Consider the following 16,183-nt stretch of genomic DNA (forward strand, 5'->3'; position numbering starts at 1 on the left):
TCTGCCCCATCCAGCCTGCCGGGGCTGAACGCAATCGTGACGAGATTTTGCATCGCGAGCTTGGTCGGGGCGTGCGCCGCGCTTATGCTTAGGTCGCAGCGCGCGTGCTGCACAGGCATGATCTACTGACGCGATATGGGGTGCGTACCGCCTCCCCGCTCAATCCCGGCAGTCGCACCTTCATCGAGTACATCCATGAACAGCCACACCATCGTCGCCGACATAAAGGTCAAATGGGCTGAGGGCCAGAGCGCCTACAGCCCGGGTACGCCCGAGGAACTGCTGCTGATCGCCGTCGACCTGCTGGTACGCGAGCGCGGCGGCGAAGCGGCGCGCAGCTTCATCGATCAGGTGTTCGAGCGTTACGCACCGCAGCCGCTCACTTCAAACGAGCCAGACGCGCGCTGAGCAGATCGAAGAACCCCTGGGCGTCGCCATTCTCGATCCACATGACATTCGCCGGCTGTTCCAGCACGCCATACCAGTCGGCGACGGTCTGGCCGAAGGTGGGGCCTTCGCGGCTGTTCACGCTCATGTGGATTTGCCGACCGCTGAACAGATCCGGCTTGAGCAGGTAGGCGATGACGGTGGCGTCGTGGACGGGGCCACCCGTCATGCCGTACTTGTCGATGTCGTACTGGATGTAGGCATTGAGGATGTCCACCACTTTGCCGCTGGCCTGATTGCCCACCGCGGCCAGCTGCTTCAGACGCGCATCGCTGGTGATGATCTTGTGGGTCACGTCCAGCGGCAGGTAGGTGAGCTTGACGCCGCTGGCCAGCACCACTTCGGCGGCATGGGGGTCGGCGAAGAGGTTGAACTCGGCCACTGGCGTGATGTTGCCGCCATTGAAGTGGGCGCCGCCCATCACCACCACTTCCTTGATGCCCTTGACGATCTCCGGCTTCTGAATGAGTGCCAGGGCCAGGTTGGTCTGCGGGCCAAGCATGGCCAGGGTGATGCTGTGGGGCGGCGCGGCGTCGAGCGTATCGATCAGGTACTGGACCGCATTGCCCTCAGCCAGGGGTTGCCGGGGCTCGTGCACCGGCACGCCGGTCAGCCCTTCTTCGCCATGCACGTTGGCCGCGTAGATCGGTGTGCGCACCAGCGGCCGCCCCGCGCCGGCATACACCGGGATGTCCTCGCGTCCGGCCCATTCGCGCGCCAGGCGTGCGTTTCGCGAGGTCTTGTCCAGGCGCACGTTGCCGGCGACGGTGGTGATGGCGCGGATCTTCAATTCGTCCGGCGACGCCATGGCCAGGAACAGCGCGACCACATCGTCTGCGCCTGGGTCGGTGTCGATGATCAGATCGCGAGGGGTGGCGACAGCGCCAGTGGCGACGCCGGTCAAGGTCGACATGAGCACGACTCCCTGTAGCAGACGCCTGACATTTGCGAATGACATTCAGCAGCTCTCCATTAGCGGGTGGATGGATTCGTAGAGTGTGACACGATACTCAACTCTGCGATGGCCTGTGCAGGCGGCTTCGGGCGACCGAACACGCTACAACGCATGACCACAGGACGTGCCGAGGCAATGATGCGACTCAGAAGGTCACACCGGCAATCAGCGCGATATTGCTGTAAGGCTTGCATTCGCCACTGCGGATCACGGCGCGCGCGCCCCGGCTCAGCCTCTTGAAGGCTTCGTGACTCATTCGCTCGCGCGTTCCCAGCAGCCCCAGGGCATGCTGCTCCTCCACCGCCACCAGTCCAGGCGGTGACGCCTGGAACATCTCATCGGCCAGCACGTGGCGCTCGACCTGCATCTCGGTCAGTACCACACGCAGCACACTGGCGAAATCGGGAATACCCGGTGTCAGCGCCAGGTCGATGATCTCCACCCCGGCAGGCACGGGCAGGCCGGCGTCGCCGATCACCAGAATGTCGCCATGCCCCAAGCCTGCGATGGTGCGCGACAGGGCGATATTGAGCAGTGCGGTTTTCTTCATGACGCAAGCTCCGTGAGGCGCGGAATCGAGGGCTGGGCACCGGCGCGAGTGACCGAGATGGCCGCCGCGCGCTGGCCGAGTACGATGGCGTCGAGCGCTTCCAGACCGCCTGCCAGCCCGGCGGCGAAACCACCGACGAAGGTGTCGCCTGCCGCCGTGGTGTCCACGGCGTGCACCTGGCTCGCCGGGAAGTGACGGGAACCGTGCGCACTGACCAACAGCGCACCTTCGGCGCCTAGCGTGACGATCACGTTCCTGGCGCCCAACGCGCACAAGTGCTCGCCGGCGCGACGCGCGGTGGGTTGATCGGTCACCGCGATGCCGGTCAGCGTCTGGGCCTCGCTCTCGTTGGGGATCAGGTAGTCGATATGGGCGAACCAGTCCACTGGCAACTGGCCGGTGGCAGGCGCAGGGTTGAGAATCACCGTCTTGCCCAGCTCGCGGCCCCGGGCCAGGGTCCAGGCCACGGTGGCCGGCGGCACTTCGAGCTGGCAGACGATCACCTCAGCCTGCTCGAGCAGCGCATCGAAGCGCTGCACGGCGTCGATGTCGAGCTGGCCATTGCCGCCAGGAATGATGACGATGGCATTCTGGCTGGACGCATCCACCACGATCAGTGCCAGCCCGCTGGACACGCCCGCGCAAACGCCCACCGCCTGGCAGTCGATGCCCTCGTCCCGCAACCCTTGAAGCAGCTGTTCACCGTAGGCGTCGCCGCCGACATTGCCGACCATCGCCACGCTGGCGCCCAGACGTGCTGCGGCCACCGCCTGATTGGCGCCCTTGCCTCCGGGTGCCGTGAAAAACCCGTTCCCGGCGACCGTCTCGCCGCCGCGCGGCAACCGTTCGGCACGGGCCACCAGGTCCATGTTGAGACTGCCGACCACTACGACCTTGGCTTGCATGGGTGTTCCTTAGCGGTAATCGTTGAACAGGTCCGGGCACGGCCCGGTGGATTGGCGCGGCACGATGCGTGGCGCGACGATGCGTTGCTCGCAGCCTTCACGGCGCGGTACGGCGATGCGCGACAGCAGCAGCTGCGCGGCGCTGTCGCCCAGTTCACGGATCGACTGGCCGACGGTGGTCAGAGGCGGATACACGTACCGGCTCAGCTCGATGTCGTCGAAACCGATCACCGACAGCTGCCCCGGCACGTCGACCGCCCGCTCGGCCGCCGCGCGCAGCACGCCGAAACCGATCATGTCGTTGCCGGCGAAGATCGCCGTGGGGCGCTCGCCATCGAGCACCTGCGCCGCCGCCCTGTAGCCACCCGGACTGGTGAAATCGCAGTGCACCACGCGTCGATCATCGACTTCATGCCCGGCCTCGGCCATGGCCCGGCGAAAACCGCTGACGCGCAGCTGGCTGACGCCCGTATCGGCAGGGCCACCAATGCAGGCGATGTCGGTGTGGCCCAGTTCCAGCAGGTGGCGGGTGGCCAGAAACGCTCCCAACTCGTGATCGATACGCACCAGGTCGGCATCGATACCGGCCAGCGCACGGTCGACCATGACCATCGGCGTGCGTACCGCGGCCAGGCTTTCCAGCAGGTCGCGCTCCTCGCCCACCGAGGCCACGATCAGGCCGTCGATGCGCTTCTCCAGCAGGACGCGCAGGTAATTGCGCTGCTTCCTGGGGTCGTCATCGGAGTTGCACAGGATCACGCAGTAACCATTGCGCTCGCAGCCATCCTCGATACCGCGGGCCAACTCGGCGAAATACGGGTTGACACTGCTGGGCACCAGCAGGCCGATGGTCGCCGTGCTGCGCGCCTTGAGTGAGCGCGCCACGGCGCTGGGCACGTAGTCCAGTTCGGCGATGGCCGCTTCCACCTTCAGCCGCACCGGCTCGCTGACCGGGCGAGTCTTGTTCAGCACATGGGACACGGTGGTGTAGGAAATACCTGCCAGCGCCGCGACGTCTTTGATGGTAGCCATGGTTCAGTTCCGCCGCGTCGCACGCCGGCTACGGTAGGTGTCGAGGATCACCGCGACGACGATCACGGCGCCGGTGATGATGCGTTTGGTCGGCTCGGAGGCCCCGATCTGGGCCAGGCCTGCGGCCAGTACCGAGATGATCAGCACGCCGAAGAACGTACTGATGATCGAGCCACGCCCGCCCATCAGGCTGGTGCCGCCAATCACCACGGCGGCGATCACCTGCAGTTCCAGCCCGGAACCTGCGTTCGGGTCGGCAGCCTCCAGGCGCGAGATCTGGAACAGCGCGGCCAGCCCGGCGAGCAGCCCCATGAGGGCGAACACCAGCACCTTGTACGGGCGCGGATCTATGCCTGCAAGGCGCACGGCTTCCTCGTTGGTGCCGATACCGATCAGGTAGCGGCCGAAGACGGTACGGGTGAGCACCAGCTGCGCGATCAGGATCACCAGCAAGGCGATGATGAATGCCGGCGAGATGCCGAAGGCAATGGGATCGGAGAACCAGGCGAATGCGTCGCCGATGTAGGCGGTGCGCGAGTCGGTGAACTGGTACGCCAGGCCTCGGGCCATCTCCAGCACGCCGAGCGAGACGATGAACGACGGGATACGCCAGGCCACGGTCACTGCCCCGGTGATACTGCCGGCCAGTGCGGCGACGGCCATGCCCAGCAAGGCGGCCGGCAGCACGCTCCAGCCCCAACCGAGGATCGCCACGCTGACAGTGGACGCTGCCAGGGCCAGTACCGAGCCCACCGAAAGATCGATGCCACCAATGATCAGCACGAAGGTCATGCCCACCGCCAGCACCATCAGATCGGGAATCTGGTTGGCCAAGGTGCTGAAGGTGGCGTAGGACAGAAAGTGGCTGCTGAGCGATGAGAACAGCACGATCATCGCCAGCAAGGCCCCGGCCAGCCCCAGGTAGGTGCCCAGGCCGAAGTAGGTACCGGAGCGGCGGGCCGGCTTGTTGCCGACGGGATCGAGGGTGGGAGTCTTCATGCGTCCATCCTGGGAGCTGCATCGTGCAGCAGTGCGTCACGTTTCTGGTAACCGGCGAAGGCGGCCGCGAGGATCTGGTCCTGGCTCCAGCCGTCGCGGTCGAAGGTTTCGATCAGGCGGCCGGCAGACAGCACCGCAATGCGGTCGCAGATCAGCATCAATTCGCGCAGGTCGCTGGAGACCACCACGAGGGCCTTGCCCTGGCGCGCCAGTTCGGCCAGCAGGCCGTAAATGTCGAACTTGGCGCCGACGTCGATGCCGCGGGTCGGTTCGTCGAACATCAGTACCTGGCAGTCGCGCTCCAGCCAGCGGCCTATCACCACCTTCTGCTGGTTGCCGCCGGACAGCTCGCCGACCGGCTGAGCAGGGCTGGCGCTACGGATGCGCATGGCAGCGATCTGCCGCTCGGCCAGCTGCCGCTCGGCCTGGGTATCGAGCACCCCGGCACGGGAGACCGCGCCCAGATTGCCAAGCGCAACGTTGGCGCTGATCGACTGCGGCAGCAGCAGGCCCTCGCCTTTGCGGTCCTCGGTGATCAGTGCGATGCCCGCTCGTACGGCGGCCTTCGGTGAGTCGATGGTCACCGGGCGCAGCGGCTGACCCAACTGCACACTGCCACCGTCGGCGCGGTCGGCGCCGTAGATCAGCCGCAGCAGCTCCGTGCGCCCCGCCCCGATCAGCCCGGAGATGCCGAAGATCTCCCCGGCCCTTACCTCGAAGGACACATCGCGCACCTTGTCGCCACGGCTCATGTTCCGAACCTTGAGCAGTGGCGCACCGATCTCGCGGCGCCCCAGATCAATGTGCTCGCCCACCTCGCGGCCGACCATCAGGTTGACCAGCTCGTTGCTGCCATAGCGAGCGATCGGCTCGGCGCACACCAGCCTGCCGTCGCGCAGCACAGCGATGCGCTGCGACACCCGCTGCAGCTCTTCGAGCCGGTGGGAGATGTAGACGATGGCCACGCCCCGCTGGCGCAGACGTTCGATCTGGGTGAACAACAGCTCGACCTCCCGCGCCGTGAGCATGGCGGTGGGCTCGTCGAAGATCAGCACATGGCAGTCGCCGATGAGGTTGCGGGCGATTTCGACCATCTGCTGATGACCGATGCCCAGCTCACCGACCGGCGTGTCCGGGTCGATGGCGTCGAGGCCGACCTGGGCCATGGCCGCCCTGGCCAGTTGACGCAGGCGCTTGTGGTCGATCCAGCCGGCACGGCTGGGCAGGTTGTCGAGGAACAGGTTTTCGGCGACCGTCAGGGTCGGCAGAAGGTTGAGTTCCTGCATCACCATGCGTACGCCGAGGCGCTCGGCATCGCTGCGACTGGATGGGCTATAAGGCTGACCGCGGTAGCTCATCTGCCCCTGAGTAGGGGTTTCCAGTCCGCTGATGAGCTTGGACAAGGTACTTTTGCCAGCCCCGTTCTCACCGGTCAGGGCAAGCACCTGGCCGGCGTGCAGCGCCAGGTTGACATCGCTGAGCACCGGCTGGGCATAGGTCTTGCCCAGCCCGCTGACGGCGAGCACCACTTCATTGGCCGGTACGGACATGGCCCTTTCTCTCCTAGGTCGCCTCGACCAAGGGCCGAGGCGGGTCACATCACTGGGTGATCAGCTTCACGGGGGTCTGGATGACGTTGTCGGCATCCACATCGGCTTTTTCCCCCTTGACCATCTTCAGCGCCGCCTGAATGCCGAAGACAGCTTGCTGGCTGGCAGCCTGGTCGAGCGTGGCCAGGACACGGCCATCCTTGAGCATCGGCTTGATGGCATTGATGTTGTCATAGCCCACCACCTGCACCTGGCCGGTCTTGCCCGCCGCGCGCACCGCCGAGACCGCACCCAGCGCCATGCTGTCGTTACCCGCCAGCAACGCCTTGAGGTCGGGGTACTCGTTGAGCATCGAAGCGGCGACCGCGTTGCCCTTGTCGATCTCCCAGTTGCCGGACTGCACGGAGACGATGTTCATCTGCGCGGCCTTCATTGCATCTTCGAAGCCGGCGGTGCGCTGCTGGGCATTGGTGGTGGTCGACACGCCTTCGATGATGCCGACCTGATCACCGGCCTTGAGCTTCTCCTTGGCCAGGTAGTCGCCCACCATGCGTGCGCCCTTGCGGTTGTCGGGGCCGACGAACGGCACACTGATGCCTTTGCTCTTGAGCAGTTCGGGGTCGAGTCGGTTGTCGATGTTGATCACCACCACGCCGCGATCCATCGCCTTCTTCACCGCGGACACCAGCGCCTTGGAGTCGGCAGGCGCGATGACCAGCGCCTTGGCACCGGCGTTGACCATCTGCTCGACGATACGGATCTGCTCGCCCGTGTCGGTCTCGTTCTTGATGCCATTGGCGATCAGGTCGAATTCGTCGGGATGGCTTTTCTGATAGTCCTTGGCGCCGTCCTCCATGGTGCGGAAGAATTCGTTGGCCAGGGACTTCATCACCAGTGCGACCTTGGGCTTGTCCTCGGCATGAGCGGCAGGCAGGGACATGGCGAGGGACAGGGTGGAGAGTACAGCGACGGCCAGCAGACGGCCGGGGAATGGCAGTTTCATAATATCAACTCCGAATCTTGTGTTTTTTATCGGATCGCAAACGTTTGCGTTGACTAACTATGCGAACCGCGCCGGCTTTTGTCAAATAACATCTCACCGCCGACGCGGGCAGGCCTCTCAGCAAGTGTAACCTGCCCTAGGAGTCGGATTACCGACCAGGTTTCGAAGGTCTGTTCGGGGCTCCGAACACGTTCGTGTTCGCAAACGTGCGGCGATACCGATCCCAGCGTGCGAGGCTTGAATTGTCCGCTGTTGGTACGGAACCTGCCTACACTGCAGTGCGAATAAAACAGCCATCTCACTTGGAAGAGAGAAGAAAAATGCACGCCGCGACACTCAAGACATTTGCTCCAACCGCCCTCGCCCTGCTCCTCGCCCTGCCCATGACAGTGAGCGCCGAAGAAGCCGAACAGCAGAAGAAACTCGCCAACGTCGTCATCCTCGCCACGGGCGGAACCATCGCCGGCGCGGGCGCCAGCGCGGCCAACAGCGCCACCTACCAGGCCGCCAAGGTAGGCGTCGACAAGCTGATCGCCGGTGTGCCGGAGCTGGCCGACATCGCCAAGGTCCGTGGCGAGCAGGTCATGCAGATCGCCTCGGAAAGCATCGGCAACGATGACCTGCTCAAGCTGGCCAAGCGCGTCGCCGAACTGGCCGACCGCCAGGACGTCGACGGCATCGTCATCACCCACGGTACCGACACGCTGGAAGAAACCGCCTACTTCCTCAACCTGGTGGAAAAGACCGACAAGCCCATCGTGGTCGTCGGTTCGATGCGCCCAGGCACCGCGATGTCGGCCGACGGCATGCTCAACCTGTACAACGCGGTGGCCGTGGCCAGCGACCAGCAGTCGCGCGGCAAGGGCGTGCTGGTGACCATGAACGACGAGATCCAGTCCGGTCGCGACGTCAGCAAGTCCGTCAATATCAAGACCGAAGCCTTCAAGAGCGCCTGGGGCCCGATGGGCATGGTGGTGGAGGGCAAATCCTACTGGTTCCGCCTGCCGGCCAAGCGTCACACCATCAACTCCGAGTTCGACATCAAGCAGATCAGCAGCCTGCCCCAGGTCGACATCGCCTACGGCTATGGCAACGTGACCGACACTGCCTACAAAGCCCTGGCGCAAAACGGCGCGAAGGCCTTGATCCATGCGGGAACCGGCAACGGTTCGGTGTCCTCGCGCGTGGTGCCGGCACTTCAGGAACTGCGCAAGAATGGCGTGCAGATCATTCGCTCCTCCCACGTCAACCAGGGAGGTTTCGTACTGCGTAACGCCGAGCAGCCGGATGACAAGAACGACTGGGTCGTGGCCCATGACCTGAACCCGCAGAAAGCGCGCATCCTGGCGATGGTGGCGATGACCAAGACCCAGGACAGCAAGGAGCTGCAGCGCATCTTCTGGGAATACTGACAGGCACTCGTCACTGTCTGAACGCAACGCCCTGCCCGGCCTCCGCTCGAATAACGGATGCCGGGCCTTCGGTTCACTCGACAGCCCACCGCGATCCGATCTCTCCAGCCGATTCGTACTCTCCAGTGCGCAGTCGCCCCTCGCCTGTTGCGAAAATCCTGATGTTCAAATACTGTACGCGCATACAGCTAAAACAAGGAAATCCCCATGGCCAGTCCTGCCGCTGCGCCCAGCAGCTATGCGCAACTGGGTGCGCGCATCCAGAAGATCATCAATGCTCCAGCCGCTCAGCGCAGTCGCGCCGCCTTGATCTTCCGCCTCGCCCACGAGTCGATCGGCGACTGGGAAACCCTGCTCGAGGAAATTGCCGAGAACGACAACGTCACCCTCGCTCACCGAGACGATGGCGGTATCCAGATCTTCTGGACGGTTCCCAAGGACGATTGACTTCACGCCTCACCTTCTCTTTCCACCGACCCCTGATTGTGCGTTGATCCATGAAAAAACCGTTGTCCATCCTGGCATTGCTGCTGTGCTCCACCCTCCCTGCATTCGCCGCCCCTCCCGCCACCTTCGCCGAAGCCAAGGTAGTCGCCAAGCAGAAGATCTATCTCGACCAGGCCAACAGTGCCATGGGCGACCTGTATTGCGGCTGTCAGTGGACCTGGGTCGGCAAGTCCGGCGGGCGCATCGATCCCGCCTCCTGTGGCCTGCAACCGCGCAAGCAGGCCAACCGCGCAGACCGCACCGAGTGGGAACACATCGTCCCGGCCTGGACTTTCGGCCATCAGCGCCAGTGCTGGAAAAATGGCGGCCGCGAGCACTGCGTGGACGACGATCCGGTGTTTCGCGCCATGGAAGCGGACCTGTTCAACCTCTATCCGGCCGTGGGCGAAGTGAACGGCGATCGCAGCAATTTCAACTATGGCATGGCCTCCGGCGTCGCGCCGCAGTACGGCCAGTGCAAGACCCGCGTGGACTTCAACCAGCGCGCCGCCGAACCCCGCGACGAGGTCAAGGGTCTGGTGGCACGCACCACGTTCTACATGTTCGACCGCTATGGGCTGAACATGTCGCGTCAGCAGCAGCAACTGCTGATGGCTTGGGACAGGCAGTATCCAGTGTCGGCCTGGGAGCGTGAGCGCGACCGCCGCATCGCCGGGGTCATGGGCCACGGCAACCCGTTCGTCAGCGGTGAACGGCAGTGGAGCGCGGGTTACAAGGCCACGGGTGACGGTCTGGTCAGCCAGCTTCCGGGCGCCCCGGCCAAGCCGGCAGCCGTCTCGCCGCAGGCCAAGGCCGACAGCGGCGCCACGGGGCGAATCGTCGGCAACCAGAACAGCCGTGTGTATCACCTGCCCAACGGCTGCCCGAGCTATGGCCAGGTCTCGGCGAAGAATCTCGTCACCTTCGAGTCCGAAGCTCAGGCCAGATCGGCGGGTTATCGCAAGGCCGGCAACTGCCGCTGAGCACGCAAGGGTCATGCCGCCGCCGCGCGGCCAGGCGAATCAGGCGATGACGATCTGCCCATCGAGCAGACCCTGGCCGGCCACGCCGACCAGGGTGACGCTGTCGGTGCCGAAACTGAGCCGTAAATCGTCGCCCTCCCGACTCAGGTGGTCCCGCCAGTCGGGCAGGGTGGTCCCTCCCTCCACGCCGATGAACACCAGCCGATCCTCGGCTGCGAAGTCCAACACCCGGTCGTGTCCGAAGTGGCCACTGAACATGAAGGTATCGCGCCCCGCTCCGCCACTGAGCAGGTCATCGCCCTCGCCACCGACCAGCACGTCGTCGCCGGCTCCCCCCATCAACCGATCATCGCCAGCCAGGCCGAACAGCCAACTGCCCTGCGCCGAAGCCTGCAAATGATCGGCACCCTGACCGCCTTGCAGCGACAACGCGTAAGGGGCGAGTTTGCCGCTGCTCAGCAGCCCTTCAGACGTCAGCGCGTGGGCGACGTCCTTGCTCAGGACCATCAGGCTGGCCTCCTTGCTGACGACGGTCTCGACATTGCGCACCAGGCTGATACCGCCCGCTGCATCGCGCACATACAACGTACCCTCGCCGTCGCGGGCGATAGAGACACGCGCCAGGGCCTCCTGCAGCTGCAGGGTGTCATGACCGCTGCCGCCATCGATCAAGTTGAAGCCACCGGCGTCACGGAAGGTGTCGCTGCCGGCACCGCCATAGAGGTAATCGTTGCCGCGCCCGCCCTGGATCAGGTCGTCCTGGTCGGACCCGACGATGAAGGTGCTGCCGACGTGGGGCTCGGCGTTGCGGTTGAGGTCCTGTACCCAGGTCGTTGCACGGGTAGCGTCCGACAGATTGCTGACCAGCACCGTCGAGTCGCGGCTGGTCCAGGGGTAGAACGGCGAGTCGACCACGCGGGTCAGGCCATTGGTGTAGGCTGCCGGCAGGTGGGAAAGCCAGGTGGCGATGTTGCCAATGGAGAACGGCAGCAGGTTCCAGGCATCGGAGGCGTAGTGATCGTTGAAATTGACGATGTTGTCGGTGGTCGAGGGCTTGGCCGCATCGTGCACGCCCAGCGTCGCCCAGGTGGTGGAGGTGCCGTCGAGTACGCGGAACACCGGGTCGTTCTCGTAGCCGATATTGAGGACCGTGTCCGGATCTGCTGCCTGGGTCGGCGAGGCGAAGGCCACGTAGCGCGCCTGCTGGTAGAACCCGCCCCAGCGACTGTCGCTCAGGTCGGCCAGGCTATTGACGGCCAGTCCGCCCAGGCTGTGGCCGCTGACCGTGACATCGGCGCCGGTCAGGCCGTGCGCCGTGGCGAAGGTGGCGACGTCACCCAGCAGCCGATCGAACGCGTTGCCGGCGTAGTTTCGCGAATAGTCCGCAGGACCGATGGCCGCGAGCAGGTCGTGGATGGCATCGCCGAGGGTATCGCCGATCAGGTTTTCGCGGGGACCGCTGGTGCCGCGAAAGGCGATGCCGATACCGGTGAGTCGACCATCGTCGCCGTGACGCGCGAGCACCTCGACCTGTGCGGTGGTGTAGCCCGGCACTTCTCCGTGGAAGGTACCGCGCGCATCGGTGTGGCCCCGATAACCTAGCTGCGCCGCGCTGATGGGTGTCCAGCCGGCCGACTGGATCCGCTCAAGGGCCTGTACCTCGGCGTCGGGATTCCAGGGGATTCCGGGGACCACTCCCTGACTGTCGGTGCCGCCGATCAAGGCCTTGACCAAGGTGGCGGGCAGTCCGAGGCCGAAGCCGTGCTGCTGGTAGCCCTTGATGAAACCATCGTCGATGGCGTGGTAGGCGTAGCTGGACAATGCCAGCGCGTCCCTGAAGAGCGCGGCCGAGGCGGCCGGGTCGAGCGAGCGATAGGAGAACAGTGGCATGCAGAACATCCTTGTGCTGAGTGAATATCGATCCCTGACGACATCGCCGAACGACGCGTCCGGGGGCCGTTGGATAACGCTGGCACGGGATCGAGCGCTCAGCCAGATCCGACAGGAAGGCGAACAAGCCAATCTTCAGGACATATCTTCTCGCACAACCCTGTACATCCATACAGATAAAGCTTGCCTGCACGGCCAGGCTTGCGCATCCTGTACCCATCGCCACCGCTCAAGCAGTTGCCGCCATGCGTCTCTTTCTGTGTGAAAAACCCTCTCAGGCCAAGGATATCGCCAAGGTGCTGGGTGCCACCCGCAAGGGGGATGGCTGCTGGCAGGGCACTGACGTGTGCGTGACCTGGTGCATCGGCCATCTGCTCGAGACCGCACCGCCAGACAGCTACGACGCCCGCTACAAGCGTTGGTCCCTGGACGACCTGCCCATCGTCCCCGAGCGCTGGAAGATGCTGGTCAAGCCCAAGACCGCCAGCCAGTTCAAGGCAGTCAAGCGCTTGCTGGGAGAAGCCCGGGAGCTGGTGATCGCCACCGACGCCGACCGCGAGGGCGAAATGATCGCCCGCGAGCTGGTGGAGCACTGTCGCTATCGCGGCCCCATCCAGCGCCTGTGGCTGTCGGCGCTGGACGATGCATCCATCCGCAAGGCACTGGGCCAGTTGCGTCCGGGCAACGAGACCTACAGCCTTTACCACTGTGCGCTGGGTCGCTCACGGGCGGACTGGCTCATCGGCATGAACATGAGCCGCTTGTTCACCCTGCTCGGGCGTCAGTCCGGTTATCAAGGGGTACTGCCAGTCGGCCGTGTGCAAACGCCGACCCTGCGTCTGGTGGTCGATCGTGACCGCAGCATTGCCAACTTCGTGCCGGTGGCCTATTGGGCTATCGAGGTGCAACTGTGCCATTCAGACCAGAACTTCATGGCGCAGTGGCATGCGCCCGAGGCTGTCTGCGACGACCAGGGCCGCTGCCTGGATCCGCAACTGGCGCAACGGGCTGCCGAGCAGATGCGCGCCGCCGGCAGCGCGAGGGTGATGAAGGTGAAGACAGAGCGCGTGCGCGAAGCGGCTCCGCTGCCCTTCGACCTCGGCACGCTGCAGGAACTGTGCTCGAAGAAGTTCGGTCTGGGCGCCCAGGAAACTCTGGATGTCGCCCAGGCGCTGTACGAGACCTACAAGCTGATCACCTATCCGCGCAGCGACTGTGGTTATCTGCCCCTGAGCCAGCATGCCGAGGCGCCGGCCATTCTCGCGGCGCTGCAGCGCGCCGATACGAGCCTGACGCCCTTGCAGCCCTATCTGCAAGCGCAGCGCCGTTCGCGTGCGTGGAACGATGGCAAGGTCACTGCCCACCATGGAATCATTCCGACCGTCGCGGCCAGCGACCCTGCGCGCCTGCCCGCCAAACACAAGGCGGTCTATACGCTCATCCGTGCCCGGTACCTCGCGCAGTTCCTGCCCAACCACGAATTCGACCGCACCCAGGCCGACCTGGCATGCGCAGAGCAGGCGTTGCGCGCGGTCGGCAAACGGATCGTCGAGCCTGGCTGGCGCCGGGCACTGCCCGAAGCGCTCACCGCATCCGCCCAAGCCGGTGCATCGAACACCTCCTCCACCAGAACGCGCGAGGCGCCGCCAGCTCAGGTGCTTCCGGCCTTGCAGGAGGGTGACGACTGCCAGGTCCGCGAAGTCCACCTCAAGGACCTGTGGACCCAGCCACCCAAGCCATTCACCGAAGGCGATCTGATCAAGGCGATGAAAAACGTCGCCAAATGGGTGGACGATCCCAAGCTCAAGCAGAAGCTCAAGGAGACCACCGGCATCGGCACCGAAGCGACTCGCGCCAGCATCATCCAGGGTCTGATCGATCGGGGCTACCTGACCAAGTCGGGCAAGGCCCTGGCGGCCACCGCGGCAGCCTTCAGCCTGATCGACGCTGTCCCCCGAGCCATCGCCGACCCTGGCACTACCGCCATCTGGGAGCAGGCGCTGGACATGGTGCAGAGTGGAGAAATGACCCTCGAGGAATTTCTCACGCGTCAGTCGACCTGGATGGGCAAGCTCGTGCAGCGCTGCACGGGTTTGCGCCTGAGCATCAGCGGCCCGCCCGCAGCCGGCAACGGCACGCCATGGAAGCAGAAACGCCGCAGCGGCAAGCAACGCAAGACCGCAGCCGCCGCAAAAGGCAGCAAACCTCGCAAGACGGCATCGTCACGCACCGTCAAGCCGCGCTGAGCAGGGATGGCTACACCTCTGCCAGCGCCCGTGAGGCTGTGTCCCCACGTGGGCGGCGTACGTCTCGTACAGCAGACCCATAGCATTTCTCCATCCTGTCAGGCCACCATGCAAGCACTCCTGCAAGAGATCCTCGATCACGTCCGCCCGCTGTTGGATCAGGGCCAGGTTGCCCAATACATTCCCGCCCTGGCCCAGGTCGACCCGCACCAGCTCGGTATCGCCGTGCAGAGCCTGGACGGTCAGTTGCACTGCGCAGGTGACGCGCGCACGCCCTTTTCGATCCAGAGCATCTCCAAAGTGTTCAGCCTGGTCCAGGCGATCAGCCACAGCGGGGAAAGCCTGTGGACCCGTCTGGGCTACGAGCCGTCTGGGCAAGCCTTCAATTCGCTGGTTCAGCTGGAGGTGGAAAAGGGCCGGCCGCGCAACCCGTTCATCAACGCCGGCGCCCTGGTGATCTGCGACATCAACCAGTCACGCTATGCCACGCCGAATTTGTCGATGCGCGATTTCGTCAGGCGTCTCTCAGCCAACCCACGCGTGGTCAGCGACGCCGTGGTGGCTGAGTCGGAGTACCAGCACCGCGCCCGCAATGCCGCCATGGCCTACCTGATGCAGGCGTTCGGCAATTTCCATAACGATGTCGATGCGGTACTGCGCAGTTATTTCCACCACTGTGCACTGTCGATGAGCTGCGTGGATGTGGCCCGCGGCTTCGCCTTTCTGGCCAACAGCGGGTATTGTCCCCATAGCCGAAAGCAGGTGCTCAGCCCTCGCCAGGCGCAACAGGTCAACGCGATCATGGCGACCAGCGGGCTCTACGACGAAGCGGGCAATTTCGCCTACCGCGTGGGGCTGCCGGGTAAAAGTGGCGTGGGTGGTGGCATCGTCGCCGTGATGCCGGGGCGTTACAGCATCTGTGTATGGTCGCCGGCACTCAATGCCTCGGGCAACTCGCTGGCCGGCATGCGAGTGCTGGAGTTGCTCAGCGAGCGCATGACCGGCTCGGTATTCTCCGCCGTCGCCCAGGAGCCCTCTCGCTGACGGCGTCACTGTCACTTACATATCAAGGACGATCACATGTTGCGAATCCTGGGCAAGGCCAGCTCCATCAATGTACGCAAGGTGCTGTGGACCTGCGCCGAGATCGGCTTGCCGTTCTGTCGTGAAGACTGGGGGTCGGGCTTTCAGTCCACGCAGACCCCCGCGTTCGTTGCGCTGAACCCCAACGCGATGGTTCCGGTGATTCAGGACGGCGACCTCACGCTATGGGAGTCGAACACCATCATCCGTTACCTGGCCAACCGCTACGCATCTGCGTCGTTGTATCCACGGGACGCGGTGGAGCGGGCACGTGTCGATCAGTGGATCGACTGGCAAGCGTCTGATCTCAACCGCGCCTGGAGCTATACCTTCATGGCACGCGTCCGACAATCGAGCGCGCACCAGGATCCACAGGCCCTTGGCGCCAGCATCACCGAGTGGTCACGCTACATGCAGATACTCGATCGGCAACTGGCGGCCACGGGGGCTTACGCCGCTGGAAAGGTCTTCACATTGGCGGACATCCCCATCGGTCTGTCGGTGAATCGGTGGCTACGCACCCCCTTCGAGCGTCCGGACCTGCCCGCCGTGGCCGACTATTTCGCACGCCTGACGACGCATGAAGGCTTTTGCCTGTACGGCGACGACGGGCTGCCCTGAAAGCTGCGCCGGACCTGGCCA

General features: G+C 64.6%; 15 protein-coding genes. 7 read left to right on the forward strand and 8 right to left on the reverse strand.

Annotation, left to right across the window (positions count from 1 at the left end; all coding sequences use genetic code 11):
- The first annotated feature begins 195 nt into the window (after positions 1–195).
- A complete protein-coding gene (locus IAE34_RS02595) occupies positions 196–408 on the forward strand; it encodes a hypothetical protein (protein ID WP_200137275.1) in 213 nt (70 codons plus the stop codon).
- On the opposite strand, the gene IAE34_RS02600 is transcribed toward IAE34_RS02595, so the two are convergent.
- The 7 genes from IAE34_RS02600 to IAE34_RS02630 all read right to left on the reverse strand — a co-directional run bounded on the left by IAE34_RS02600 (position 380) and on the right by IAE34_RS02630 (position 7,441).
- The gene (locus IAE34_RS02600; protein WP_233630881.1) at positions 380–1,360 is read right to left on the reverse strand and encodes a nucleoside hydrolase; all 981 of its coding nucleotides are present in this window, start codon (positions 1,358–1,360) and stop codon (positions 380–382) included. The two genes, IAE34_RS02595 and IAE34_RS02600, sit on opposite strands and share 29 nt — an antisense overlap.
- 187 nt (positions 1,361–1,547) lie before the next feature.
- A complete protein-coding gene (rbsD, locus tag IAE34_RS02605; protein ID WP_200137277.1) occupies positions 1,548–1,952 on the reverse strand; it encodes a D-ribose pyranase in 405 nt (134 codons plus the stop codon).
- Positions 1,949–2,857: a ribokinase gene (rbsK, locus tag IAE34_RS02610; protein WP_200137278.1), complete on the reverse strand. Its 909-nt coding sequence runs from the start codon at positions 2,855–2,857 to the stop codon at positions 1,949–1,951. Before rbsK ends, rbsD begins: the two co-directional genes overlap by 4 nt.
- A gap of 9 nt (positions 2,858–2,866) precedes the next feature.
- The gene (locus IAE34_RS02615; protein WP_200137279.1) at positions 2,867–3,889 is read right to left on the reverse strand and encodes a LacI family DNA-binding transcriptional regulator; all 1,023 of its coding nucleotides are present in this window, start codon (positions 3,887–3,889) and stop codon (positions 2,867–2,869) included.
- A gap of 3 nt (positions 3,890–3,892) precedes the next feature.
- The gene (locus IAE34_RS02620; RefSeq protein ID WP_200137280.1) at positions 3,893–4,888 is read right to left on the reverse strand and encodes an ABC transporter permease; all 996 of its coding nucleotides are present in this window, start codon (positions 4,886–4,888) and stop codon (positions 3,893–3,895) included.
- A complete protein-coding gene (locus IAE34_RS02625) occupies positions 4,885–6,438 on the reverse strand; it encodes a sugar ABC transporter ATP-binding protein (RefSeq protein WP_200137281.1) in 1,554 nt (517 codons plus the stop codon). The genes IAE34_RS02620 and IAE34_RS02625 overlap by 4 nt, the downstream gene beginning before the upstream one ends.
- Positions 6,439–6,487: 49 nt before the next feature.
- Complete coding sequence (locus IAE34_RS02630; RefSeq protein ID WP_200137282.1) at positions 6,488–7,441, reverse strand: sugar ABC transporter substrate-binding protein; 954 nt, start codon at positions 7,439–7,441, stop codon at positions 6,488–6,490.
- Positions 7,442–7,761: 320 nt separating this feature from the next.
- On the opposite strand from IAE34_RS02630, the gene IAE34_RS02635 reads away from it, so the two are divergent.
- The 3 genes from IAE34_RS02635 (at position 7,762) to IAE34_RS02645 (ending at position 10,322) form a co-directional block, all read left to right on the forward strand.
- Positions 7,762–8,853, forward strand: a complete 1,092-nt coding sequence (locus tag IAE34_RS02635) for an asparaginase (RefSeq protein WP_200137283.1) — start codon at positions 7,762–7,764, stop codon at positions 8,851–8,853.
- 207 nt (positions 8,854–9,060) lie between these two features.
- On the forward strand, positions 9,061–9,300 hold the full coding sequence (locus IAE34_RS02640) for a DUF1654 domain-containing protein (RefSeq protein WP_200137284.1): 240 nt from the start codon (positions 9,061–9,063) through the stop codon (positions 9,298–9,300).
- A gap of 50 nt (positions 9,301–9,350) precedes the next feature.
- Complete coding sequence (locus tag IAE34_RS02645; protein WP_200137285.1) at positions 9,351–10,322, forward strand: endonuclease; 972 nt, start codon at positions 9,351–9,353, stop codon at positions 10,320–10,322.
- Positions 10,323–10,361: 39 nt separating this feature from the next.
- Here the strand turns inward: IAE34_RS02645 and IAE34_RS02650 are convergent, their stop codons facing one another.
- Positions 10,362–12,212: a polyurethane esterase gene (locus IAE34_RS02650; protein ID WP_200137286.1), complete on the reverse strand. Its 1,851-nt coding sequence runs from the start codon at positions 12,210–12,212 to the stop codon at positions 10,362–10,364.
- Between the two features lie 245 nt (positions 12,213–12,457).
- On the opposite strand from IAE34_RS02650, the gene IAE34_RS02655 reads away from it, so the two are divergent.
- The 3 genes from IAE34_RS02655 to IAE34_RS02665 all read left to right on the forward strand — a co-directional run bounded on the left by IAE34_RS02655 (position 12,458) and on the right by IAE34_RS02665 (position 16,162).
- A complete protein-coding gene (locus IAE34_RS02655) occupies positions 12,458–14,458 on the forward strand; it encodes a DNA topoisomerase III (protein ID WP_200137287.1) in 2,001 nt (666 codons plus the stop codon).
- Between the two features lie 108 nt (positions 14,459–14,566).
- The gene (glsB, locus tag IAE34_RS02660) at positions 14,567–15,502 is read left to right on the forward strand and encodes a glutaminase B (protein WP_200137288.1); all 936 of its coding nucleotides are present in this window, start codon (positions 14,567–14,569) and stop codon (positions 15,500–15,502) included.
- 36 nt (positions 15,503–15,538) lie between these two features.
- Positions 15,539–16,162, forward strand: a complete 624-nt coding sequence (locus tag IAE34_RS02665; protein WP_200137289.1) for a glutathione S-transferase family protein — start codon at positions 15,539–15,541, stop codon at positions 16,160–16,162.
- The last annotated feature ends 21 nt before the right edge of the window (positions 16,163–16,183 follow it).

This window comes from Pseudomonas sp. S30, from assembly GCF_016518545.1.
Lineage (GTDB): Bacteria > Pseudomonadota > Gammaproteobacteria > Pseudomonadales > Pseudomonadaceae > Aquipseudomonas.